This is a genomic window from Halioglobus japonicus (assembly GCF_001983995.1).
GTDB classification, from domain to species: Bacteria; Pseudomonadota; Gammaproteobacteria; order Pseudomonadales; family Halieaceae; genus Halioglobus; species Halioglobus japonicus.
In genome coordinates this window covers 3505546-3528230 of sequence record NZ_CP019450.1, presented here as the reverse complement: position 1 = coordinate 3528230, position 22685 = coordinate 3505546, and the positions used below count along the sequence as shown (strand labels likewise).

At 59.1% G+C, this 22685-nt stretch carries 19 protein-coding genes; 13 read left to right on the top strand and 6 right to left on the bottom strand.

Annotated elements, in window-relative coordinates; genetic code table 11:
• Window positions 1–26: 26 nt before the first annotated feature.
• The gene (locus BST95_RS20170; protein ID WP_205737298.1) at window positions 27–218 is read left to right on the top strand and encodes a dihydrofolate reductase family protein; all 192 of its coding nucleotides are present in this window, start codon (window positions 27–29) and stop codon (window positions 216–218) included.
• On the top strand, window positions 203–601 hold the full coding sequence (locus BST95_RS16555; protein WP_205737297.1) for a dihydrofolate reductase family protein: 399 nt from the start codon (window positions 203–205) through the stop codon (window positions 599–601). Before BST95_RS20170 ends, BST95_RS16555 begins: the two co-directional genes overlap by 16 nt.
• 66 nt (window positions 602–667) lie before the next feature.
• Here the strand turns inward: BST95_RS16555 and BST95_RS16550 are convergent, their stop codons facing one another.
• The 5 genes from BST95_RS16550 to BST95_RS16530 form a co-directional block, all read right to left on the bottom strand.
• Window positions 668–1177: a DUF6702 family protein gene (locus BST95_RS16550; RefSeq protein WP_084200598.1), complete on the bottom strand. Its 510-nt coding sequence runs from the start codon at window positions 1175–1177 to the stop codon at window positions 668–670.
• On the bottom strand, window positions 1174–3513 hold the full coding sequence (locus tag BST95_RS16545) for a M1 family metallopeptidase (protein ID WP_084200597.1): 2340 nt from the start codon (window positions 3511–3513) through the stop codon (window positions 1174–1176). The genes BST95_RS16550 and BST95_RS16545 overlap by 4 nt, the downstream gene beginning before the upstream one ends.
• Before the next feature lie 95 nt (window positions 3514–3608).
• Complete coding sequence (locus BST95_RS16540; protein ID WP_084200596.1) at window positions 3609–4289, bottom strand: LolA family protein; 681 nt, start codon at window positions 4287–4289, stop codon at window positions 3609–3611.
• A 53-nt stretch (window positions 4290–4342) separates the two neighbouring features.
• Window positions 4343–6319 carry a S9 family peptidase gene (locus BST95_RS16535; RefSeq protein WP_229801604.1) on the bottom strand — a complete coding sequence of 659 codons (1977 nt, stop codon included), beginning with the start codon at window positions 6317–6319 and terminating at the stop codon, window positions 4343–4345.
• A gap of 58 nt (window positions 6320–6377) precedes the next feature.
• Entirely contained in the window at window positions 6378–7259 is an 882-nt protein-coding gene (locus BST95_RS16530; RefSeq protein ID WP_084200595.1) for an AraC family transcriptional regulator, read from the bottom strand.
• 108 nt (window positions 7260–7367) lie between these two features.
• On the opposite strand from BST95_RS16530, the gene BST95_RS16525 reads away from it, so the two are divergent.
• The 6 genes from BST95_RS16525 to BST95_RS16500 all read left to right on the top strand — a co-directional run bounded on the left by BST95_RS16525 (window position 7368) and on the right by BST95_RS16500 (window position 13671).
• Window positions 7368–8771 (top strand): aldehyde dehydrogenase family protein, encoded by a 1404-nt coding sequence (locus tag BST95_RS16525; protein ID WP_066049963.1) that lies wholly within the window; start codon window positions 7368–7370, stop codon window positions 8769–8771.
• Window positions 8772–8855: 84 nt separating this feature from the next.
• Complete coding sequence (locus BST95_RS16520) at window positions 8856–10016, top strand: acyl-CoA dehydrogenase family protein (RefSeq protein WP_084200594.1); 1161 nt, start codon at window positions 8856–8858, stop codon at window positions 10014–10016.
• A complete protein-coding gene (locus tag BST95_RS16515) occupies window positions 10013–10801 on the top strand; it encodes an enoyl-CoA hydratase (RefSeq protein ID WP_084200593.1) in 789 nt (262 codons plus the stop codon). Before BST95_RS16520 ends, BST95_RS16515 begins: the two co-directional genes overlap by 4 nt.
• Window positions 10801–11910, top strand: coding sequence for an enoyl-CoA hydratase/isomerase family protein (locus BST95_RS16510; protein ID WP_169843976.1), 1110 nt, complete (start codon window positions 10801–10803; stop codon window positions 11908–11910). Before BST95_RS16515 ends, BST95_RS16510 begins: the two co-directional genes overlap by 1 nt.
• Before the next feature lie 37 nt (window positions 11911–11947).
• The gene (gene mmsB / locus BST95_RS16505) at window positions 11948–12832 is read left to right on the top strand and encodes a 3-hydroxyisobutyrate dehydrogenase (protein WP_084200591.1); all 885 of its coding nucleotides are present in this window, start codon (window positions 11948–11950) and stop codon (window positions 12830–12832) included.
• Window positions 12832–13671: an alpha/beta fold hydrolase gene (locus BST95_RS16500; protein ID WP_084200590.1), complete on the top strand. Its 840-nt coding sequence runs from the start codon at window positions 12832–12834 to the stop codon at window positions 13669–13671. The genes mmsB and BST95_RS16500 overlap by 1 nt, the downstream gene beginning before the upstream one ends.
• Here the strand turns inward: BST95_RS16500 and BST95_RS16495 are convergent.
• On the bottom strand, window positions 13648–15006 hold the full coding sequence (locus BST95_RS16495; RefSeq protein WP_084200589.1) for a malonyl-CoA decarboxylase: 1359 nt from the start codon (window positions 15004–15006) through the stop codon (window positions 13648–13650). The two genes, BST95_RS16500 and BST95_RS16495, sit on opposite strands and share 24 nt — an antisense overlap.
• Window positions 15007–15216: 210 nt before the next feature.
• Between BST95_RS16495 and purU the strand changes: the two genes are divergently transcribed.
• The 5 genes from purU to BST95_RS16470 all read left to right on the top strand — a co-directional run bounded on the left by purU (window position 15217) and on the right by BST95_RS16470 (window position 22631).
• The gene (gene purU / locus BST95_RS16490; protein ID WP_084201216.1) at window positions 15217–16083 is read left to right on the top strand and encodes a formyltetrahydrofolate deformylase; all 867 of its coding nucleotides are present in this window, start codon (window positions 15217–15219) and stop codon (window positions 16081–16083) included.
• Between the two features lie 51 nt (window positions 16084–16134).
• Window positions 16135–18177 (top strand): molybdopterin-dependent oxidoreductase, encoded by a 2043-nt coding sequence (locus tag BST95_RS16485; protein WP_084200588.1) that lies wholly within the window; start codon window positions 16135–16137, stop codon window positions 18175–18177.
• A 93-nt stretch (window positions 18178–18270) separates the two neighbouring features.
• Complete coding sequence (locus tag BST95_RS16480; protein ID WP_084200587.1) at window positions 18271–19815, top strand: phytoene desaturase family protein; 1545 nt, start codon at window positions 18271–18273, stop codon at window positions 19813–19815.
• Window positions 19812–21431, top strand: a complete 1620-nt coding sequence (locus BST95_RS16475; RefSeq protein ID WP_084200586.1) for a phytoene desaturase family protein — start codon at window positions 19812–19814, stop codon at window positions 21429–21431. The genes BST95_RS16480 and BST95_RS16475 overlap by 4 nt, the downstream gene beginning before the upstream one ends.
• A gap of 3 nt (window positions 21432–21434) precedes the next feature.
• Complete coding sequence (locus BST95_RS16470; protein ID WP_084200585.1) at window positions 21435–22631, top strand: aminomethyl transferase family protein; 1197 nt, start codon at window positions 21435–21437, stop codon at window positions 22629–22631.
• Window positions 22632–22685 lie beyond the last annotated feature (54 nt).

Sequence of the window (22685 nt, the reverse complement as noted above, 5' to 3'; positions counted from 1 at the left end):
GTGTCTGGCGGCCGCGGTCTGCGGCTGTGAAATTCTCTGCGTTTATTGCCGCCAGCGTCGATGCATATATCGCGACGCCGGACGGCGGCGCGGAATGGCTGGACCGGGCCGCCGCCCGAGGGCCTGCGGATGCATCTATGGGCGACGGTGGTTTCACTGATTATCTGGCCTCCGTCGACTGTATGGTCATGGGCGCGGCTGCATGGAAAAATTGGTGAGCTTTAATCTCACCGCTGAGCAGTGGCCCTACGGTGATCGGCCCATTTACGTGTTGAGCACGACACTGCAGCGTGCGCCGGAGTCACTGGTCGGCAACGTACAGGTTTTCCCCGCCGGGCTCGATGCACTGGTGGGGCACCTGCGCAGCAGTGGCTATCAACACGGCTATGTCGACGGTGGCACGACCATTACCTCGTTCATCAATGCGGGTTTGCTCGATGAAATCTGCGTAACCCAGGCACCGGTACTGCTCGGCGAGGGCCTGCCGTTATTTGGGCATCTTGGCCAGCAGGTGGATTTGTCCGCAGCCCGGGCTGAGGCCTTTGGCAACGATTTCTTGCAGTGGAAATATTCCCTTAACTATTCGCAATCGACGGGCTGAGGCTCGCTCGCGGCGGACGGTTTTACTACGCTAAGACTTCTTCTTATTCAGCATTGCTCGCGCCGGTTATGGCGCGGGTGCCCATAGCGGTTGCGGTTGCTCGTCGGTGAAAGTCATGCGATCGCTGGCCGGTTGCCAGAGGCGTTGTACGGTGTTGATCTGCACGCGGCCGCGCTCGTGGGTGTTGTGAGATAAGAGCAGTCGGTTCTGCAGGCTGAGCGTGTTTGCTTTGGGCGCAGCTACGGTGAAGAACAGCCAGCTGGCGCGGTAGCTCTCCAGATCCAGGCTTTGCAGTTGCACTGGCAGTGATGGGCCGTCGGCATAAACCCTGAATTCCTCGTTAAGCCAGGCCTCAAGCCACTGCCTGACCTCCGGGGTGTCGACCAGCACCACCTGGCGCTGCTGCCGGGACGAGAGCAGTTCCTCGACATCTTCTGGGATGACCCTCAGCGCCACTTCAAGTGCATCGCCATCGGCACTCCAGCCGATTTCCGCAAAGCTGGTATGTGAGGGATGGGCCCAGGCCTGGGTGGCCAGCAGCAGGGCTGCCACCAGGCGGAGCAGGCGAGGGATCACTTGTCTTTCTTTTCCCAGTTGGTTTTCTCGTCGCGACGCATATGGTTCGGCTTTGGCGAGTCCATGTGTAGGCGGAAGCGCGAAGTCTTCACCTTGCGCGGCCAGCTGTTGTTATACACATCGGCGTCGGCGGTGCTGCGGTACGGGTCGATTTCGATACCGGTGATTTCACGTTCGCTGACAAACAGCTTGGTAACCTGCTCGGCGTTGCGTCGCCAGATTTCCGCCGGAATCTGCATTTCCTCGGTAGCACCGTCGGCATAGCTGATGCGCAGTGGTAGCGGCGTGACCAGGCCGCCGAGATTATCAAAGGTCACGGTGTAGAAGTGCTTGTCCATCGCCAGCAGGGCTTTTTCCTTGTCACTCAGTGCCTTCAGGGTTTTCTCGTACTGGGCGTAATCCCAGGGCGTCACCGTGTAGTCGTCGTAATCGTTGTAGAAGTCATTCAGCGCCGGATACTTGTCCACCAGCCGCTCGAGGTCCTCGTTGCGCTGGTCGTTGAGGGTGGGCTCGAGCTTGTCGTCCTTGGCTTTCTGCCAGGCTTTTTCCACTTCAGGGTCGCGGCTGTCGACTGTGAACTGGGTGATGTTAGAGATCGCAACATCCACGTAGTCGGTGCCGTAGAACCAGCCGCGCCAGAACCAGTCCAGATCAACTGCCGAGGCATCTTCCATACTGCGGAAGAAATCGGCGGGGGTGGGGCGCTTGAACTTCCAGCGATTGGCAAATTCGGCAAACGCGTAGTCAAACAGCTCACGGCCCATAATGCTCTCGCGGAGAATGTTCAGGGCTGTGGCGGGTTTACCATAGGCATTGTTGCCGAACTGCAAAATGGATTCCGAGTTGGTCATGATGGGCACCACGTTGCCGCTGGTCATGTACTCGGTCATGTTCTCCGGCGGGCCGCGACGAGAGGGATAGTTTTCCTCCCACTCCTGTTCGGCAATGTACTGCAGGAAGGTGTTCATGCCTTCGTCCATCCAGGTCCACTGGCGCTCATCGGAGTTGACGATCATCGGGAAGTAGTTGTGCCCGACCTCGTGAATGATGACGGAGATCAGCCCGTACTTGCTGCGCGACCAGGACTCACGGTGATCTTTCTGGCTGACATCCCAATAAGTGCCATCATCGTATGGCCGGGGCGCGTTGAAGGTAATCATGGGATATTCCATGCCGCCCACCGGGCCATTTACCGAGATCGATACCGGGTACGGGTACTCGAAGGTGTAGCGGGAATAAACCTCCATGGTGTGTACAATCGAGGCGGTGGAGTACTGGCTCCACAGTGGCTCCGCTTCGTTGGGGTAGAACGACATGGCCAGCACGTTCTTGTCACCGGAGGGGGTGGACTGGGCATCCCAGATGAATTTGCGGGAAGAGGCAAAGGCGAAATCGCGTACATTCTCAGCCTTGAATACCCAGGTGCTCTCAACCGAGGTGCTGCCCTGTTCGCGCTGGGCGGCTTCTTCCGGCGTTACGATAAACATCAGCTCGTCGACACTCTGTGCCTCTTCATAGCGCTTGAGCTGTTTGCGGCTGAGCACGTCCTCCGCGTTTTGCAGGACGCCGGTAGCGGCCACGATGTGGTCGGCGGGAACGGTGATCGCGACTTCGTAGTCGCCCAGTTCCAGGGTGAACTCACCATTGCCGAGGAACTGCTTGTTGTTCCAGCCCTCGTAGTCGGTATAGGCCGCCACTCGAGGGAACCACTGGGCGATCTCGTAGATGTAGTTGCCGTTCTTCTCGAAAAACTCGTAGCCGCCACGGGCAAACTTGGTGGCATCGACAATGGCGTGATCCCAGGCAACGTTGAAGACGAACTGCTCTCCGGCTTTGAGCGGCTGGGGCAGATCAATACGCACCATGGTCTTGTTTTCAGTGAACGGCAGGGCGTTGCCCTCGGCGTCGGTGATCTTGAAGTTATTCACCCCACCCTGAAATTCCATGCGATATAAAAGACCGGCCATGCTCGAGTAGGGGTACTTCTCGAAGTTGGGCGCGGTTTTGGTCAGCATGTCGTCGGAGTCGGGGCGGAAGCGATTCTGGTCAACCTGCAGCCAGATGTATTTCAGGCTATGCGGGCTCTGGTTGTAGTAGGTAATGGTTTCGCGCCCGGTCAGGTGCTGACGGGTATCGTCGATGGTGACGTCGATCTTGTAGTCAGCGCGCTGCTGCCAGTAATCGGGTCCCGGGGCGCCGCTGGCAAGGCGGACCTCGGTAGGTGTGTCCAGCAGGTGGCCTAACTGGGCAAATTTCTTGGCGCCTGAGCCGACTTCAGCAAGTACGGTCAGGGGCAGGGAGCAGGCGATTACAGCGAGAATTGAACGGAGCTTCATCGTGCGGGTTCCAGAGTTAGGATGGGAATCGGTGGAGTATAACGAAAAAGGGCCCCAAACCCTCAGTTTTGGAGCCCTTGAAGAAGCAGTGTAGCTCACATCTTTTCTTTGTCAGTGCCCCGTGGCCACTGGGTGGAGAACAGGTCGGGGTTGAGCTGCAGGTTGCGCGCCACAAAGCTGTAGGTGAGGGTGATTTCCTCACCGCGGCTGGACGCGGCAATCACCTGCTGGGCAGGCATCCACGAGGCCTGGTCAATCCACAGTTGCGCCTTACCCATTACCGCGCGGGCCTTGTCTTTTTCGGGCGTGAGTTCCAGGCCCAGGGTGCGGTTGCTGTCGATATCGCGCTCGCCCAGTGAGGTCAGCAGGTAGTCGTCTTCCAGGTCGCGGCCGCTATTGGTAAAGCCAAGGCGCATGTACGGTTCCATGCGGGTCTTGTGCTTGGACAGCTTGTAGGACTCCACCCGCTTCTGGATCGGGTAATGGATGTACAGGTAGCTCTTGGTGACCAGCATGGTGCGCGGCTCGTCGCCATCGACATCCAGGCGAATATTGCCCTTTTTGTCCATGAAAATCGTGCCCTTCTCGCGGCTGATCTCTGTGCCGCTGAGGTCAGCGCGGACCATTTCTACCCGCGCCATGGCGGTCTGGAAGTCATCGGCCTGGCGGTCGACCTGGCGCAGAGCGTCCTTCAGGTCCCAGCTGATCTTGGGGCCTTCAGCAAAGGCCGGCGCGACCAGTGTGGCCAGCAGGGTGCAGGTTAGCAGGAATCTCATGGCGTTCTCCTTGGTGTATGTCTGTTTTGGGACGACGAGTCGCCCCTGCAATTTCAGTTCCGCAGCAGGAACTGCTGGAAAAATAACACAGTCGCCTGTTGGTAAATGTCGCGGTTCTCTTTCTTGCGGTAACCGTGGCCCTCATTGAGGGCGTTCATGTACCAAACGGGCTGGCCCTGATCGCGCAGTGCGGCCACGATCTGTACGGCCTCACTGACCGGTACGCGCGGGTCGTTCTCGCCCTGCACTACAAACATCGGCACCTGGATTTTCTCGACGCTGTTGAGCGGGCTGATGGCCTGCAGATGGGCGCGCATATCAGGGTCGCGCTCGTCGCCGTATTCGGCGCGGCGGTGATCGCGGCGGTAGTCCTTGGTGTTTTCCAGGAAGGTCACAAAGTTGCTGATGCCGACGATGTCCACGGCCGCTTTCAGACGGTCGCTGTAGTGCACGGCACTGGCGAGCACCATGTAGCCGCCATAGCTGCCGCCAAATACCGCCACGCGCTCAGTGTCGAGATCTTCCTGGGTGGCAATCCAGTCGAGCAGGGCGCCAATGTCGCGCACCGAATCCTCGCGCTTGAAGCCGTTATCCATGCCCATGTAGGCCTTGCCATAGCCGTTGGAGCCGCGCACGTTGGGCACCAGTACGGCGGCACCCAGGGTCTCCAGCCACAGCTGGTAGGTGCTGCTGAAGTAGGGTCGCGCCTGGGCTTCAGGGCCGCCGTGAATCGAGATGATGACCGGGAAAGGGCCTTCGCCCTTGGGCTTATACAGCCACGCCGGAATGGCATCGGGGCCGCCCTTGCCGCTGTCGAAGGTGGGGTAGCTGATGAGCTCCGGTTCGATGAAGCCCGCGGTATCCAGGCCGCCCACTTCGCTGAAGGTCCAGCGGGTGAGGTCGCCGTAGCTGGTGGCCTTGCGGCCCAGCTCCAGGACAAAGGTGTCAGAGGGCGTGTTAGGTGTATTCAGGGTCAGTGCCAGCTGCTTGTTGTCCGGGCTGAAGCCCATGCTGATCAGCACACCTACCGGCAGGTTCTTCACCGCCTTGTAGCGCTTCTTCGCGCTGTCCAGCAAGTACAGCTGTGAGAAGCCGTTTTCGTTCACCGCGAAGGCGATGCGGCCGCGGTCTTCGCTGAGCCTGACGCCGTCTACATGCCAGGGGATATCTGCGGTGATAAACATCGGCTCGTCGCCCACTTCCAGTGACTGCCACGCGAGCTGGCGGAAGTCGCCGGCCATATCGGTGGTGTACCAGAAGCCCTGGCCGGTCTCGTCAAACCCAACGCCAGCATTGCTGCTGGGGTTTTTCGGATCACCGGCGAGCATCTGGTGTTCGCCGCTGGCCAGGTCGAGCAGGTGAATACGTGAGTCCGCGTTACCTACCAGGTTGGCAAATAACAGGAAGCGGCCATCGGCACTGAAATCAATGGGGTACCAGTAAGTGCCGTCGGGCGAGGCGAACACCATCTTTGCCTCGTCTGGCTTGTCGACGTCCATAATCCAGATGTCGTTGGAGGCACCGTTGCGCCTGGTGCTGCGATAGGCGATGCGCTCACCCGCCTGATCCCAGACGGCGCTGCCATTGAGGGCCTCACCGTCGGTTAGCAGTTTGGCTTCTTCGCCGCTGCCGGGCTCCAGCAGGTAAATCTGGGTATTTTCGTTGCCGCCGGTGTCCATGGTGAAACTCAGTGCAGAGTCACCGGGACGGCTCTGCACGCTGCGCACGGGTTCATCGAAGAAGGTCAGCTGGGTGCGGGCGCCACCGGGGGCGCTGACTTTGTGCACCTGGGCCACATCACCGAAGCGGGTACTGACGTACAGGCCGTCAGCGGTGGGTGTCCACGCCAGGAAGCTGGCGGAGCGTACGTTCTGGTAGCGGCGCAGGTCTCGGGCGATCTGCTCCGGAATCGGCGGCACGTCCTCCATGACCAGTTGGCCATTATTGGCGGTGGTGCGCTCGACTTCGGCATAGGCGGGGCCAGTCATTAGCGCAGAGAAGCAGGCGATAGCTGCAATAATTTTTTTCACGGGAATCTCCGGCAGGGCGAAGAAGCAAGCATACCGCAAAGCGCCGCTGCTGCAGAGGCTACTTGCGGGTTGAGCTGCGATATCCCCGCGGGGAAGCGCCAATGGTTTTACGAAACAGGCGCGAAAAATACATCTGGTCATCGTAGCCGACCTGTTGGGCAATTTCGGCGATACCCAGGTCGGTGGTGTCGAGCAGGTTGCAGGCGTGTTCCATCTTCATATTCAGCAGGTGCTTGATGGGCGAATAACCGGTGAGTGCCTTGTAGCGATTGCTGAAGTGGTATTTGGACATGTTGGCCACTGCGGCCAGTTCATCCAGGGTTACAGCGCGGTCGATATGCTCGAGCATAAATGCCTGCACCATTTCGAGCTCGAAACCCGCCTGCAGGCGCCCCGAATGGGCGCTGATTTCCATGCTGATCTGGGTCATGAGATGGCGCAGGTGGTTGGAGGCGTTGATAAAGGCCCGGGTGGAGTAGCCCGTGCGCCGGACCTCCAGCAGATTGGTAAAGGCGCCGATGAGCAGCGGCGATACGCCGGCGTCTGCCACGGGCCGGCCCTCGCGGTAACCAAGATACTGCATGAATACTCGGGTGCTGGCGCCCTGGAAGTGAATCCAGTAAAGGGTCCACGGGTCAGCCTGGCTGGCCTGGTAGGCGTGGGTGAGGCCCTGGGGCAGCAGCATCAGGTGGCCCGCCCCGATATCACCGCGCCAACTATCGGTTTCCAGGTGGCCCTGGCCAGAAGAGCAATATAGAAGCAGGTTGTCGTCGTGCCTGTCGCGGGCCATGCGATGGCCGCTGGCCTCGGGGTAATAGCCCATGGCCGTGGGGTAACACTCTTTGGTTAGTGGATGTCGAGCCAGCTTCTGTATCATGAATGTCGGCGTGATAAAGCGTACGCCGCGACTCGGCAGGGGCCATTTTGATGGAGTGCTCATGCCGCAATATAGTCCATAAAATTCGCAATTTAGTCAATGTGGCCGAAAAATGCCCAGTGCTAGAATCCATCGCTACTTGAAAGTAAGACCTAATTCAGAGGAATCGTCATGTCAGAAGAAATGAGCCCCGCACAGGAAGTGGCCGAAATGATGGCCCGCGCACGCGCGGCCCAGGCCCAGATTGCCAATTACACCCAGGAGCAGGTGGATGAACTCATCACTGCCATGGTGTACTCGGTGGCGCGTGAAGACCGCTCCGAGGAAATCGCCCGCTTCACTGTCGAAGAGACCCAGCTGGGCAACTACGACGGCAAGTACCTGAAAATCCACCGCAAGACCCGCGCAACACTGCTCGACATTATCAACGACAAGTCTGTGGGCGTGATCGAAGAGTTGCCTGAGCGCAACATCGTCAAAATCGCCAAGCCGGTCGGTGTTATCGGTGCGCTGTCACCCTCGACCAACCCTGAGGCGACGCCGGTTATCAAAGCGATTTCGGCCGTGAAAGGCCGCAACGCCATTATTGTGGCGCCTCACCCGCGCGCCAAACTCACCAACAAGAAAATCTGTGACTACATGCGCGACGCGCTCGAGCGCTGTGGTGCGCCCGCCGACCTGGTGCAGAGCATTGACGTGCCCTCACTGGATAAAACCAACGAATTGATGGCCCAGTGCGACCGCGTACTCGCCACCGGCGGTGAGGCCATGGTGCACGCTGCGTACTCGTCTGGCACGCCTGCGCTGGGTGTAGGTGTCGGTAACGCCGTGATCACCGTCGACGATTCTGCCGATCTCGATGAGGCGGCTGAAAAAATCCGCACCTCCAAGACCCTCGACCTGGCGGCATCCTGTTCCTCCGATAACTCGGTACTGGTATTCGAATCTATTTACGACGAATTCCTCGCCAAGCTTCAGCACGAAGGCGGCTATGTTATCGAGGGCGATGACAAGGCCAAGCTGCAGGGTGTGATCTGGGAAGACGGCCACCTGAATGCCAAGATCGTTGCCCAGTCGGCGCTGAATATTACTGGCCAGGCGGGTATCGACCTGCCCGAAGGCAAGAGCTTCCTGATCGTGCCCGAGACAGGCGCAGGCCCCGATCATCCGTTCTCCGGCGAGAAGCTGACCGTGACCATGGCGCTTTACAAGGTGAAGGACATCGACGAAGCCATCGAGCTGACCAACAAGATCCAGGCCTACCAGGGCCAGGGCCACAGCTGCGGTATTTACTCCTACAACGACGACAACATCATGAAGCTGGCCGGTGCCACCCGCACCTCACGTGTCATGGTGAATCAGCCCCAGGCAGCGTCCAACAGCGGTAACCTATGGAACGGCATGCGCCAAACCTTCTCGCTGGGTTGCGGTTCGTGGGGTGGGAACTCCATTAATCACAACATCACCTGGCGTGATCTCATCAATGAAACCTGGGTATCCAAGCCGCTGGCGAAGACCAAGGAAATTCCGTCTGACGAAGAACTGTTCGGCGCTGTTATCGCCAAGTTCAATTAAGTCAGGTGGCAGACACCACCGCGGCAAGCAGGCGGCGGTGGTGCCTACCCCGCACACACCAATAACAACAGAGGAGAAGCGCCTTTGGATTTTTCCCTGAACGAAGACCAGGTTGCCTTTGCCGACAGCGCGCGCGCTTTCGCTGAAGGTGCACTGGCGCCCCATGCAGCCCGCTGGGACGAAGAGTCCATTTTCCCCAAGGACGCGCTGGCGCAGGCCGGCGAACTGGGCTTTATGGGGATGTATACGCCGGAGTCCGCCGGCGGTCTGGGCATGAGCCGTCTCGATGCCAGCCTGATCGTCGAAGAGCTGGCCAAGGGGTGCACGGCCACGGCTGCATTCCTCACCATTCACAACATGGCCACGAGCATGATCGGCAAGTACTGCAATGCTTCAGTGATCGATGCCTGGTGCCCCGAGCTGGTCATGGGCACCAAGTTGGCCTCCTACTGTCTCACCGAACCGGGCGCGGGCTCCGACGCTGCCTCGTTGCGCACCAGCGCAGAACGAGACGGCGATGACTACATCGTCAACGGCGCCAAGGTGTTCATCTCTGGCGCGGGTGACACCGATGTACTGGTGGTGATGCTGCGAACCGGAGGCCCTGGCCCCAAAGGTATTTCCGCACTACTGATTCCTGCGGACGCTGAAGGTATTTCCTACGGCAAGAAAGAAGACAAGATGGGCTGGAATGCCCAGCCCACGCGCATGGTGACCTTCGACAACGTGCGGGTGCCCGTGGCCAACCGCCTCGGCAAAGAAGGGCAGGGCTTTTCCATTGCCATGGAAGGGCTGGACGGGGGGCGTATTAACATCGCCACCTGTTCTATCGGCACTGCCCAGCAGGCGCTGGAGGAAGCGGTGGCCTATGTGCAGGAGCGCAAGCAGTTCGATACCGCCATTGCCGAGTTCCAGGCAACACAATTCAAGCTCGCAGACATGCTCACCGAACTGGTGGCCGCCCGTCAGATGGTGCGCCTGGCGGCGAGCAAGCTGGACAACAAGGACAGTCAGGCCTCGACCTACTGTGCTATGGCCAAGCGCTTTGCCACCGACGTGGGTTTTAACGTCTGCAACGACGCGCTGCAGTTACACGGCGGCTACGGCTACATCAAGGAATACCCCATGGAGCGGCACGTGCGCGACACTCGCGTGCACCAGATCCTGGAGGGTACCAACGAGATTATGCGAGTTATTGTTTCCCGCCGCCTGCTGATGGACGGCGCACTGGAGGTTATTAAATGAGCCTGAGCAACACCGAAAAACTGAAGGTCGAAATTGTCGGCCACGTCGCCAAAATTACCGTCGACAATCCGGCGGCCAATACCTGGGATACCGAGAGTCTGCCGGGGCTTGCTGCGCTGGTTGAAGCCTTGAACGCGGAAAAAAATATCTATGCCCTGGTGATTACCGGTGCCGGCCAGAAGTTTTTCTCCGCGGGCGCGGACCTGAAAATTTTCGCCGACGGCGATCCGGAAGCAGCCGGCAAGATGGCCGCCTACTTTGGCCAGGCCTTTGAAACCCTCGCTGATTTTCGCGGTGTGTCTATTGCCGCGATCAATGGTTTTGCCATGGGCGGTGGCCTGGAGTTGGCCATGGCCTGCGATATTCGTATCGCTGAAGAGCAGGCGCAGCTGGCATTGCCCGAAGCCAAAGTTGGCCTGCTGCCCTGCGCCGGCGGTACTCAGCGCCTGACCCAATTGGTAGGTGAGGGTTGGGCAAAGCGCATGATTCTGTGTGGTGAGCGCATTAAGGCCGACAAGGCAGAGCGCATTGGCCTGGTCGAAGAGGTGGTGGCCACGGGTACAGCGCTGGAGCGCGCCATGGCGCTGGCCGAACAAGTCGGCGAGCAGAGTCCCATTTCGGTGACCGCCTGCAAAAAGCTGATTCACAGCGCCCGCGATATTTGTATTGCCCAGGGGCTGGAAGATGAGCGCAGCGAATTTGTGGCGCTGTTCTCCACCGAGGACCAACGCGAAGGGGTCAATGCCTTCCTTGAAAAGCGCAAGCCTGAGTGGAAAAACGCCTGATGACTGCGCCTGTTCTGTTTGAAGAGTTAACTGCGGCCAGCGGCAAGGTCGGCCGCATTACCCTGAGTGTGGAAGCTACACTGAACTCCCTGACCCTGGAGATGGTGGATTTACTGCAGGAGCGGTTGGACGCCTGGGCTCAGGATGAGGCCATTGCCGCCGTCTTTATCGAGGGTGCTGGCGAGAAAGCGTTTTGCGCCGGCGGTGATGTACAGGCCCTGCACCAATCCGCGGTCGGTCAGCCCGGAGGTCCCTGCGAGTACGCCGAGGCGTTTTTTGCCCGTGAATACCGCATGAACTACACCCTGCATACCTATGCCAAACCGATTGTGTGCTGGGGTCATGGTATTGTCATGGGCGGCGGCCTCGGTGTCATGGCCGGTTGTTCGCACCGAGTGGTCACCGAGCGTACGCGCATCGCCATGCCGGAAGTCACCATTGCGCTGTTCCCTGATGTGGGCGGCAGCTGGTTCCTGAATCATGCCCCCGGACAGACCGGTGAATTTCTGGCGCTGACCGGCGCATCAATCAATGCCGCAGATGCGATTTACATCGGCATTGCCGACCGCTTTATTGCCAGTGACCGCAAGCAGGTGGTGATCGATGATTTGCTGGCCCAGGTCTGGACCGATGACGTAGAGCGCAACCATGCGCTGGTGCGACATGTGCTGCGGCCCTTTGCCGAGCAGAGTATCTCCGCTTCGCCGGCGGGGCAGGTTGAACCACATGCGGCCACCATTGCCCAGTTACTCGACGGAGAGGATATTCACGACATTATTGATCGGATTACCGGGCAGGATACCGACGATCCCTGGTTGGCCAAGGCCCGCGACAGCCTTGCCCACGGCTCTAAACTGGCCGCGCAGTGGATTCATCGCCAGCTGTGGGAAACCCGCCACATGGGCCTGGCCGATGTGTTCCGCGCAGAGGTGCAGTTGGCGACCAATATTGTGCGTCACCCGGAATTTGCCGAGGGCGTGCGCGCACTGCTGATCGACAAAGATCGCAATCCCGCCTGGCAATACGCCGCCAGTCGCGATGTGCCCGCCGAGGTGCTCGATGCTTTCTTTACTGCGCCCTGGGATGAAAACCCGCTGGCAGACCTGTAAATCGGCTCGCAACTCCACAGCATATAGGAACTGAAACATGGCAAATGTAGCATTCATTGGCCTGGGTAATATGGGCGGCCCGATGGCCAAAAACCTGATCAAGGCTGGTCACCAGGTGACGGTATTCGATTTAATGCCCGCCGCCTGTGCCGATCTGGAAGCGGCTGGCGCCGCGGTAGCGGCATCCGCCACCGAGGCGGCCAGCGGTAAAGACTACGTCATTTCCATGCTGCCGGCGGGCAAACATGTTGCTGCTACCTACCTCGGCGACGATGGCCTGCTGGCGCAGCTCGATGCCAGCACTACCTGCCTGGACTGTTCTACTATCGACGCGGCCACGGCACGCGAAGTAGGTGAAGCGGCCGCGGCTGCGGGTATTGGCTTTATGGATACGCCGGTGTCCGGTGGTGTGGCCGCGGCCGCAGCAGGTACCCTGGCCTTTATGTGTGGTGGTTCCGCCGACACTTTCCCCCGTGCGCAGGCCATTCTTTCCGCCATGGGCAAGAACATTTTCCACGCCGGCCCTGCCGGTGCCGGCCAGGTGGCCAAGGGCTGCAACAATATGCTGCTGGCGATTCACATGATCGGCAGCGCTGAAGCGCTGGAGATGGGCGCGCGCAATGGTCTGGACCCGGCGGTGCTGTCGGAGATCATGCTGGCCAGCTCCGGTCGCAACTGGTCACTGGAAGTCTACAACCCGTATCCCGGGGTTATGGAGACAGCCCCTGCCAGCAACGATTACCAGCCCGGCTTTATGACTGACCTGATGGTGAAGGACCTTGGCCTGGCGCTGGAAATAGCCGAGCAGAGTGGCGTTGATAACCAGATGGGCAAGCTTGCACGTGCCTTATATGGCAAGCATCAGGAAGAGGGCAATGGCCAGCGCGACTTCTCTTCCATCCTGGAGCAGCTCAAGGGCTGATGCGCTCGCCGCAACAGCGCATAGCCGGCCTGCTGGCCCGGGCCGCGCTGCATTCAACCGAGGTTGAGCATACCACCATCGCCTGGCAGCACTGGGGCGGTGAAGGTACGCCGCTACTGCTGGTGCACGGTGGCTTTGGCTCCTGGACCCACTGGGCGGCTAATATCGAGGCGCTGCGCCAGTCGCGCAATGTATGGACTCTGGACCTGCCCGGCCTGGGCAGCTCGGGCGATATGCCCAAGCCCTGGACGACCGAGCACTTTGCTGAATTGGTACTGGCAGGCTGGCGCCAACTGCTGGGGGATACTGAGTTTGAGTTGGCGGCGTTCAGTTTCGGTGCAATGATTGCTGGCCATGTCGCTGCACTTGCCGGACCGCAATGTCAGCGATGTTGTCTCATTGGTGCGTCCGGCTTCGGGCCCTTGCATAAACAGGTCTCACTCTTACCTCCCCCCGGTCCGGAGGTGCCCGCTATAGAGGCTGATCCTATACACCGGGAAAATCTGGCGCGGCTGATGCTGTACCGAAAAGAGGCGGTCGATGATCTTGCGGTGTGTATCCACAGCGACAATCTGGCCAGGCACCGCTTTCGCAGCCGGGCCATGGCGGGCAGTAACGATCTCGCGGACGTTCTCCCTGCGATTAATGCGCATCTGGTAGGTATCTGGGGTGTTCACGATGCCACCGCCGGCGGCATTGAGCAGATTCAGGCCCGCCGCGCCCTGATGCTTGCGTCCCAGCCCGAGGCGGAATTTCATATCCTCGAAGACATCGGCCACTGGGCTATGTACGAGAGCCCAGAGACCGTTAATCGCTTAATCCTGGGGCAGTTGTCGTAGCACAGACTTGGCCGCGCTGATCTTGCCCTCGTCGAAATATTCCTCGTGATTGATCTCGATTTTGTCGAGATCGTAGAGGTAGTTCACCATGATGCTGCCGGATTGCTCCAGGCCCTTGGGCGTTAAATCAGCACCCCAGTGCAGGCGGTGGAGGCGGGCGCCATTGCCGAGGTGGAAGCGGGCGACCGGGTCCTTGGCCAACTCGCCGGATTTTTCCCGCACCAGATAGTGCGCGCACAGGCGCGTGAGTGCTGCCTGTACCTCGGCCTCCATAACCGTGCGGTTTACCGGTGCGCGTACCTTGTCGATAAGCGCCTCGTCGACCAGTTCACTGAGATCGGCCTTGTTGAGCCAACGCCGGAATCCGGGTACGGGCGACAGGGTAACGAATGTCTTAAGGCCTTCAATTTCCTTCTTCAGTACTTCAACCACGTTTTTGATCAGGAAATTGCCGAATGAAACGCCCGCCAGGCCAGGATGGCAGTTGCTGATGGAGTAGAACACTACGGTGTTGAATTTGCCTGGCTCCATGATCTCCCGCTCACGGTCGATTAGCGGAGCGATGGCATCGGGCAGATCGTCGACCAGGGCAACTTCCACAAACACCAGCGGGTCATTGCCCATGGCCGGGTGGAAAAAGGCGAAGCAGCGACGGTCTTCGCGGAGCCGGCCGCGCAGGTCTTCCCAGCCGTTGATCTCGTGCACGGCTTCATAGTCGATGAGTTTTTCCAGCACCACCGCGGGGGACGCCCAGTCGATATTGCGCAGCTCCAGAAAGCCCTTGTTAAACCACTGGATGAACAGGTGCTTGAGGTCCGAATCAACCGGTTTGAGTTCCGGGTGCTGGCGCAGCAGCTGCAGCAGCTCGCCGCGCAAAGCGACCAGGGTGCGAGTACCACCGGGCGCCATGTTAATGCGTCTGAACAATTTTTGCCGCGGCGCCTCGGTGGCGCGGGTAATTGCCTGTAGCTTGTCGTAGTCGGGGTCGTCGCGGTAGCGCTCGGTGGCTTCCAGCAGTGCCTCGCGATCGATATCGAAGTCGCTGGCGAGGCGCTGGAAAAACTCCAGCCGCGCCTCTGCGCTGAGCTCGAGGTAGGCCTCGGTAATTTCCTGGGCCAGGGCAAGGCCGGAGGCTTCGCCGCGGTGCTCAATCAGTTCCTTGCACAAATCGACCAGCGCCTGGGTAGAACCCTCGGCCGCGGTCAGGTTGGGCCGCCGTCGCGCGAGGATTTCCCGGCCGGCGGTAATCACGGAGCTGAGCGCGCGTCCGAGTACGGTAACGCTGCCTTCGCTGGTGTTGGGTTGATCCTTTTCGATGGGGCTGGTCGAAGCCATCGGCTGATACCTCAAAATTGCTGCTTGCCTAGTGATAAGAATGCCACAGAGCCCGTGGCCTTTAATACTTACCCTATAGGGTTAGAGATGCGTGCGGCGTGACGATATTCCCTATTATAGTTTGTCTCCCAGCCGACCCGTCAGGAAGAACCCGGTCGTGCGATTGTGGTTTATTTCTACTGAATCAATCGGTTAATGGATTTCCGTGCAATGAGTGACGCTACGCCTAATTTCACCCTGGTAACCTCCTGTGCCGACCAGATCGGCCTGGTGGCTGCGGTGTCGAGTTTCATTGCCGAGCGCGGGGGGTGCCTGGTGGAGAGTGCCAACCATACCGACGTTCACCAGGGCTGGTTTTTTATGCGCAATGTCGTCAACGCCGACGCCATGAGCTGCAGTATCGAAGCGTTCCGCGAAGACTTCGATAGCCTCGCACAGCGCTATGGCATGCAATGGTACTTGCGCCCCGGAGGTGAGAAACAGCGCGTTGTGATTATGGCCAGCCACGCCTCGCATTGCCTGGCGGACATTCTCTACCGCTGGCAGGCTGACGAATTGCAATGCGACATTCCCTGTGTGATTTCCAATCATGAAAATCTGCGCAGCATGGTGGAGTGGCACGGTATTCCGTTCCATCATGTGCCGGTGGATCCGGACGACAAGCCTGCGGCCTTCGCGGCGGTTGAAGATATTCTCGAGCGCCACGGTGCGGATTGCGTAGTGTTGGCCCGGTATATGCAGATTATCCCGCCGTCGCTGTGTGAGACATACGTCGGCCGTCTGATCAATATTCACCACAGCTTCCTGCCGTCGTTTATCGGAGCCAATCCCTACCAGAAGGCCTTTGATCGCGGTGTAAAGTTGATCGGTGCCACCTGTCACTATGTCACCGAGGATCTCGATCAAGGGCCCATTATCGAGCAGGATGTGGTGCGCGTGACGCACTCTTCCAACAAGGACGAATTAGTACGGTTGGGTCGCGATGTGGAGAGTTCGGTGCTGTCGCGGGGTCTGCGCTATCATCTGGAAGACAGGGTTCTTGTCCGCGGCAACAAGACGGTAGTGTTTAACGCCTGATCGCGTATTCAGATTGATAAGGGCCACGGCGACGGGCCCGGGAGAGCAGCCATGAACCAGATATCAAACCTTTCCGATGTGCACGCCAGTGTTTGCCCGCTGGATTGCGCTGATACCTGCAGCCTTTCTATCGAGTTAGAGGATGGCAAGGTCAGTCGGGTGCGTGGCAGCCGCAGCAATCCTTTCACCCGCGGCAAAATTTGCACCAAAGTCGCCCAGGGTCTTGCTGAGCAGGTGCATGGGCCGAAGCGCCTGACGCAGCCACTGCTACTGGACGGGCCAAAGGGTGGTGGCAATTACCGCCCGATCAGTTGGGAGCAGGCCCTGGATCTCATTTATCAGCGTTTTTCCGAGATCATGGATCGCTGGGGTGCTCAGGCGATCGCGCCGCTCACCTATGGTGGCCCGATGGGGCTGCTGGCGAATGGCTCTATGGATGCGCGCTTTTTCCACCGTCTGGGTAGTAGCGAAGTAGATTCGTCACCGTTGTGTGCGGGCGTATCCGGTGAGGCCTGGGAGCGAGTGTACGGCGATGTGGGCGGCATTGCCTACACCGAACTGGCACAGTCAAAGTTGATCGTGGTGTGGGGCAATAACGTGACCGCCTGCAACCTGCATCTCACCACGATTATTCGCGACGCGCGCAAGCGGGGTGCCAAACTGGTGGTTGTCGATCCCAAGCGCACCCGGATTGCCCGGGAAGCCGATCTGCATCTGGCCGTCATGCCAGGCACGGATGTCGTGCTCGCCTATGCGGTGGCAGCGCGGCTGGCAGCCAATGGTGGCCTGGATGCGGATTTTATCGCCGAGCATGTTCATGGCGCAGATGCTTTCCTTCAAGAGGCTGCGGCATACCCACTGGCGCGAGCTGCCGAACTATGCGGCGTCGCCGAGGCTGATATCGAGCAGTTTGCCTGCTGGTGGCGCGACCTGGCCCCGGCTGCCATTTCCCTTGGTGTTGCGCCGGAGCGCAATCGCAACGGCGGATCGAGCGTCAGGGCGGTGCTGGCGCTGCCAGCACTCACGGGCAATATCGGCCCGATAGGCGCGGGTGTGTGTGATGTCTCCGGTTTCTTCCCGGTAGACAGTGATGCCCTGTCACGCCCCGACTTACGCGCCGAGCCGGTGCGTGAATTCAATGTGCTGGACTTACCTCGTCATATCATGGACCCCGGTGCGGAGTTGCCGATTAAGGGCGTGTTCATTTACAACCACAACCCTGTCGCGGTGCACCCGCGTCAGCGTGAGATGCGAGCTGCGCTGTTGAGCGATGATGTGTTCGTAGTGGGATCCGATGTCAGCATGACGGACTCCATGGCCTGCGCAGACCTGATTCTGCCGGCCACGACCCATCTTGAGTACGGCGACCTGTACAAGGCTTATGGCCATCAGTATCTACAGCGCTCGGCGCCCGTGATTGAGCCTGTCGGTGAGGCTGTGAGCAACACCGAACTGTTTCGTCGTCTCGCCACCCGATTCGGGTTTACGGAGCCCTGCTTCGCCGATACGGATGCTGCCCTGATGGATCAAGCCATTGAGGCGGGCGTGCCCGCCCTGCAGGATAGATCTCCCAGCGAACTGCCCCCGAATGAGGCCATCAATATGGATGACGGTCGCCCCACCAGCCTGCTGCGAGGCACGGCTCCGGCGACGCCCAGTGGCAAGATCGAGCTGTTCTCCGACGCGCTGCAGGCAGAGGAAGGCCACGGCGTGCCGCAGTATCAGGCACTCATGGGACAGCGGCCTTTTCTGGTGGTCTCTCCCGCCTCGGAACATCGTATCAATTCCACCTTCGGTGGTGTTGCTGGTCACGATCGTGATGTCGTTTGTGAAATGGCGCCGGCGGATGCACTGTCGCTTGGGCTTGAGGCGGGGTGTGAGGTGATACTGAGCAACGAGCAGGGCGAGGTTCAACTGCCGCTTGTGGTGAGCGACAACATTCGCACCGGTACGGTTTTTGTACCCAAAGGTGCCTGGATTGGCGACAGCCCCACGGGGCAAACCATCAATGCACTGATTCCCGGACACAAGGCTGATTTGGCTGGTGGGGCCTGCTACTACGATTGTTCGGTGGATATCCGCGCCGTCGGCTGAGCATAGTCCCGGCGTATAGGCGCGGTTGTTCCCGGAAAAAGCGCCAGATAACCTGCTGGCAGATTAAGATTTCTCATAGTTACGGAACACCATTTGACACACTACGACTCTGTTGTAATCGGTGCCGGTCACAACGGCCTGACCTGCGCGGCTTATCTGGCCGCCAAGGGCCAGCGTGTACTGGTGGTGGAGGCTGGCGCTAACGTCGGTGGTCTCGCCGCCCTGCGCGAGTTTCATCCCGGCTTCAAGGTGAACGTTGCCCACTCGCTGAACCATTTTTCCGAGCGCGTCTGCGCTGACCTCAAGCTCGAATCTCACGGTTATCGACCGGCATCAGAGGCAATGCAAACCGTGGGTCTCGGGTTAAACGGGCATCATGTTCGAATCAGCGACGTCGAGGTGACTGGCGCGACTGGCGAAGACGCCGCTCGCTATCCAGAGTATCGCCATCAGTTGAAAACCTTCGCCAAGGCGCTGGCGCCTTTCTGGGGCAAGACCATGCCGGGCATTGGCGACAACTCCCCGGGTGAGCTATTCACGTTCGCCCAGTTGGGATTGAAGCTGCGCATGTTGGGCAAAGACGACATGCTGGAATTCCTGCGTGTGGCAACTCTGCCTATGCGCGACCTGATGGACGACAACTTCGAGAACGAGCTGTTGCAGGCCGCATTGGCCTGGGACGGTGTGATTGGTGGCAAGCTGGCCCCGCGTTCGCCGAATCAGTCGGTGTTTACACTCCTGTACCGTATGTGCGGTGCTCACGACGGTATGCACAGTGTGCCGGCCTCGGGCATTGATGGCTTGATGCAGGCCCTGCGTTCGGCAGCAGAGGCTGCCGGCGCCGAGGTGCGATGCAACGCGCCGGTAAAACGCATTCTGGTTGATGGCACCAGTGGTGAACTGCTGGCCTCGGGTGTCGAGCTGGCAAGTGGTGAGGTGATTACCGCGAGCCGGATTGTCTCCTCCGCAGATCCACAGCGCACGTTCATGGAGCTGGTGGGCGCCCGCAACCTGGAAATTGAATTTAGCAACCGTATCAGCCGCCTGCGCTGTGAAGGATACGTGGCGAAGCTTCACCTGGCGCTCAATGGTATGCCTGCCTTTGCGGGCCTGGAGCAGCCCGATGGCCGGATGATTATTGCCAGCCAGATGGACGATATCGAATTCGCCTTTGATGATGCCAAATACGGCGGCTATTCCGAAGACCCGGTCATGGAAGTGGTTGTACCTTCCTTGCACCAAGAAGGTCTGGCGCCCGCGGGACAACATGTGTTGTCGGCGCATGTCATGTACGTGCCCGCCAACCTCAAGGGCGGCTGGACCGAAGAGGCCCGTCTCAAGTTGACTGCGTCTCTGTTGGAGAAGCTGGAGCGTTATGCGCCGGGTATTCAGTCCCAGGTGGTGCACGCTGAACTGCTGACGCCGGCGGATATCGAGGCCCAGTACCACGTGACGGGTGGCCACTGGCACCACACGGAATTTGCGGTTGATCAGATGCTCATGATGCGACCCACCTACGAGGCAGCGCAATACAGTACACCGTTGGCGGGGCTGTATTTGTGCGGTGCGGGTACTCACCCGGGCGGAGGCCTGACCGGTACTCCCGGATTTAACGCAGCCCGGGAGATCCTCAAATGAAAAAGTACGACGCGATTATTATCGGCGCCGGGCACAATGGTCTGACAAATGCCGCATACCTGGCCAAGGCAGGCCTGGATGTCTTGGTGGTCGAAAAGAACGACTACATCGGCGGTGCCGCGGTAACACGTGAAATGCACGAGGGCTGGCACTACTCCAGCTGCTCCTATGTCTGCAGCATGATGCGTCAGGCTCTGCACCGCGACCTCGATCTGTCGCGCCACGGTCTATTGCTGGTGCCTTATCTTGGTACGGTGGCCTTTTCGGATAGTGGCCAGACCCTGATTGACTACCCGGATGAGGAAGCCAATTACCTCGAGCTAAAACGGCATTCGCCCCACGATGCGGATTCCATGGCGCGCTTCCAGGCGGATCTGGGCCGATATGCCCAGTTGATTCGCAAGACCCTGTTGCGCACCCCCCCTGACCCCAGCTCCTTCAAACCTCGTGACATCGGCGAGCTGTTGTTCCTCGCCAAGGAGTTCTGGGCGCTGGGCGAAAAAGAGCTGTACGAGTATGTGCGCTTTTTCACCATGAGCGCCGCTGAGTTCCTCGACGACTACTTCGAGAATGACCTGATCAAGGCGGCCATGGCGAGCCCCGGCATTATTGGTACAGCCCTCGGTGTTTATTCGCCGGGCTCGGCATACATTTTGCTGCACCATGTCATGGGAGATGTAGATGGTAGCGTGGGTGCCTGGGGGCTGGCCCGCGGTGGTATGGGTGCAATCTCCAATGCGCTGGCCAGTGCGCTGAAAGAAGCCGGTGGTGAGATTCGCACCAATGCCGGTGTGCAGCAGATTCTGGTGAAGAACGGAGCCACCGTCGGCGTGGCGCTGGAGAACGGCGATGAGCTCTACGCCAATATCGTGGTCTCCAACCTGGATGCCAAGCGCACCTTTACTAAGGTGATGGACAAGAACGATTTGCCGCCGGGCATTTATGACCGCGCCAGCAAGTTCAAGATCCGCGGTTCTTCCGGCAAGGTCAATATCGCGCTGTCGGGCCTGCCCAAGTTCATCAACACACCCGACAACCCCTATGTGAATCGCGGTGGTCAGGGCTTTATTGGCTCGCTGGAAACCATGGAGCGAGCCTATGATTGCTGGAAGCGCGGTCGTTGGTCGCAGGATCCCTTCATTGAGTCGGTGATTCCCTCTGCATGGGATCCCACTGTGGCCCCACCGGGGCAGCACTGGATGTCGAACTTTGTTCAGTACTGCCCGGCAGAACTGGCTGACGGGCCATGGACGCCCGAGAAGCGCGACCAGTTCGGCCAGACCGTCGTCGATAAAATTGAGCGCTACAGCCCCGGGTTTAAGGAGTTAATTGTGCACATGGAAGTGCGAACTCCCCATGAAATTGAGAACGAGGTTGGCCTCACTGAGGGCAATATCTTCCAGGGTGAGTTGACGATTGACCAGCTGTTGTTCAATCGACCGTTCCCGGGCTATGGCCAGTATCGTATGCCGCTTAAGAACATGTACATGTGCGGCTCGTCCACACACCCCGGTGGCGGCGTGTCATCTGCGTGTGGTGCCAACGCAGCGCGCGAGATCCTCAGGGACCTCAAACGCCCCAATACCGTGCCTGAAGACGACTGTTACGACGAGTAGTTTATGACGACTGACGCTTTTGCCGGTGAACGGCTGAAACATTCACATTTCCATCCGCGGCAGGCGGAACGCAACCTGCGTGAAGCCTGGTCTTCCTGGAATGGTTTCAAGTTCGCCGATTATTACTACGATGCAGAATACGAGTATTTCTGTGTGCGCAATACCTGCGGCACCTACGATATCTGTCCCATGCAGAAGTACATGGTGACAGGGGGTGATGCGCTCGCCATGCTCAATCGCATGGTTACTCGCGACGTGAGTAAGCTGGGTATTAATCGAGTGACTTACGTGGCCTGGTGCACCGACGAAGGGCGTATGGTCGACGACGGTACGATTTTCCGTCTCGGCGAAGACAAGTTCATGCTCACCTGTGGCAGTCCTTGCCTGGCTTGGTTGCGCATGAGCAGTCTGGGTTTTGATGATTTACACATTGAGGATGTCACCGAGGGCTTTGCGGCACTGTCGTTGCAGGGGCCGACATCGTTTGCAGTGCTCAAGGCCATGGGCCTGGAGGGTCTCGAAAATCTGAAGCCGTTTGGCATCATGCATTTTCCCTATCACGGCGGCATGCTGATGGTGTCTCGCACCGGCTTTACCGGCGACCTGGGTTACGAGCTGTGGGCGCAGCCGGAACATGCGCTGACTCTGTGGGACGAGCTCTATGGAGTGGGGGCTGACTACGGTATTCATCCCTATGGAGAATCAGCGACCAATATGGCTCGCCTCGAGGCGGGCTTCATTATGCCTGATATGGAATTCAATGAGGCCCTTAAAACGGTGAATTTCCAGCACGACCAGACGCCCTTTGAGCTGAATCTGGGCTGGCTGGTCGACTTCAAAAAACCGCATTTCAACGGTCGCAAGGCACTGCTGGCAGAGCGGGATAAAGGTGGGCCAAAGTACATGCTCACCAAGCTGGATATTGAGGGGAATAAGCCGGCTGAAGGTTCACACCTCTACAGCAATGAGAACTGCAGCAGAGAGATCGGTTACGTGACCTCCGCTATGTGGTCGCCCGCGGCCAAGGCCAATATTGCCCTCGCCATGATCGAAACGGACAAGCTCCAGGGCGAGATTTGGGCGGAAATTTACTACGAGAAAGAGTTGCGACATATACATAAAGTGGCTCGCTGCACGATCCAGGACAAACCATTCTGGACGCCTGCGCGAGCTCGGCAAACACCGCCGCCGCTTTATTAGCATGCCGATAGCCTTTGACGATGACCGTCTGATAAAACTCTTCCTGCGCCATGC

Coding starts and splice junctions, on each gene's coding strand:
- BST95_RS16530 (WP_084200595.1), bottom strand. CDS start 7,259: ATGAGCACTCCATCAAAATGGCCCCTGCCGAGTCGCGGCGTACGCTTT.
- BST95_RS16510 (WP_169843976.1), top strand. CDS start 10,801: ATGACTGCGCCTGTTCTGTTTGAAGAGTTAACTGCGGCCAGCGGCAAG.
- BST95_RS16515 (WP_084200593.1), top strand. CDS start 10,013: ATGAGCCTGAGCAACACCGAAAAACTGAAGGTCGAAATTGTCGGCCAC.
- mmsB (WP_084200591.1), top strand. CDS start 11,948: ATGGCAAATGTAGCATTCATTGGCCTGGGTAATATGGGCGGCCCGATG.
- BST95_RS16485 (WP_084200588.1), top strand. CDS start 16,135: ATGAACCAGATATCAAACCTTTCCGATGTGCACGCCAGTGTTTGCCCG.
- BST95_RS16525 (WP_066049963.1), top strand. CDS start 7,368: ATGTCAGAAGAAATGAGCCCCGCACAGGAAGTGGCCGAAATGATGGCC.
- BST95_RS16545 (WP_084200597.1), bottom strand. CDS start 3,513: ATGAAGCTCCGTTCAATTCTCGCTGTAATCGCCTGCTCCCTGCCCCTG.
- BST95_RS16495 (WP_084200589.1), bottom strand. CDS start 15,006: ATGGCTTCGACCAGCCCCATCGAAAAGGATCAACCCAACACCAGCGAA.
- BST95_RS16500 (WP_084200590.1), top strand. CDS start 12,832: ATGCGCTCGCCGCAACAGCGCATAGCCGGCCTGCTGGCCCGGGCCGCG.
- BST95_RS16540 (WP_084200596.1), bottom strand. CDS start 4,289: ATGAGATTCCTGCTAACCTGCACCCTGCTGGCCACACTGGTCGCGCCG.
- BST95_RS16475 (WP_084200586.1), top strand. CDS start 19,812: ATGAAAAAGTACGACGCGATTATTATCGGCGCCGGGCACAATGGTCTG.
- BST95_RS16555 (WP_205737297.1), top strand. CDS start 203: ATGGAAAAATTGGTGAGCTTTAATCTCACCGCTGAGCAGTGGCCCTAC.
- BST95_RS16470 (WP_084200585.1), top strand. CDS start 21,435: ATGACGACTGACGCTTTTGCCGGTGAACGGCTGAAACATTCACATTTC.
- purU (WP_084201216.1), top strand. CDS start 15,217: ATGAGTGACGCTACGCCTAATTTCACCCTGGTAACCTCCTGTGCCGAC.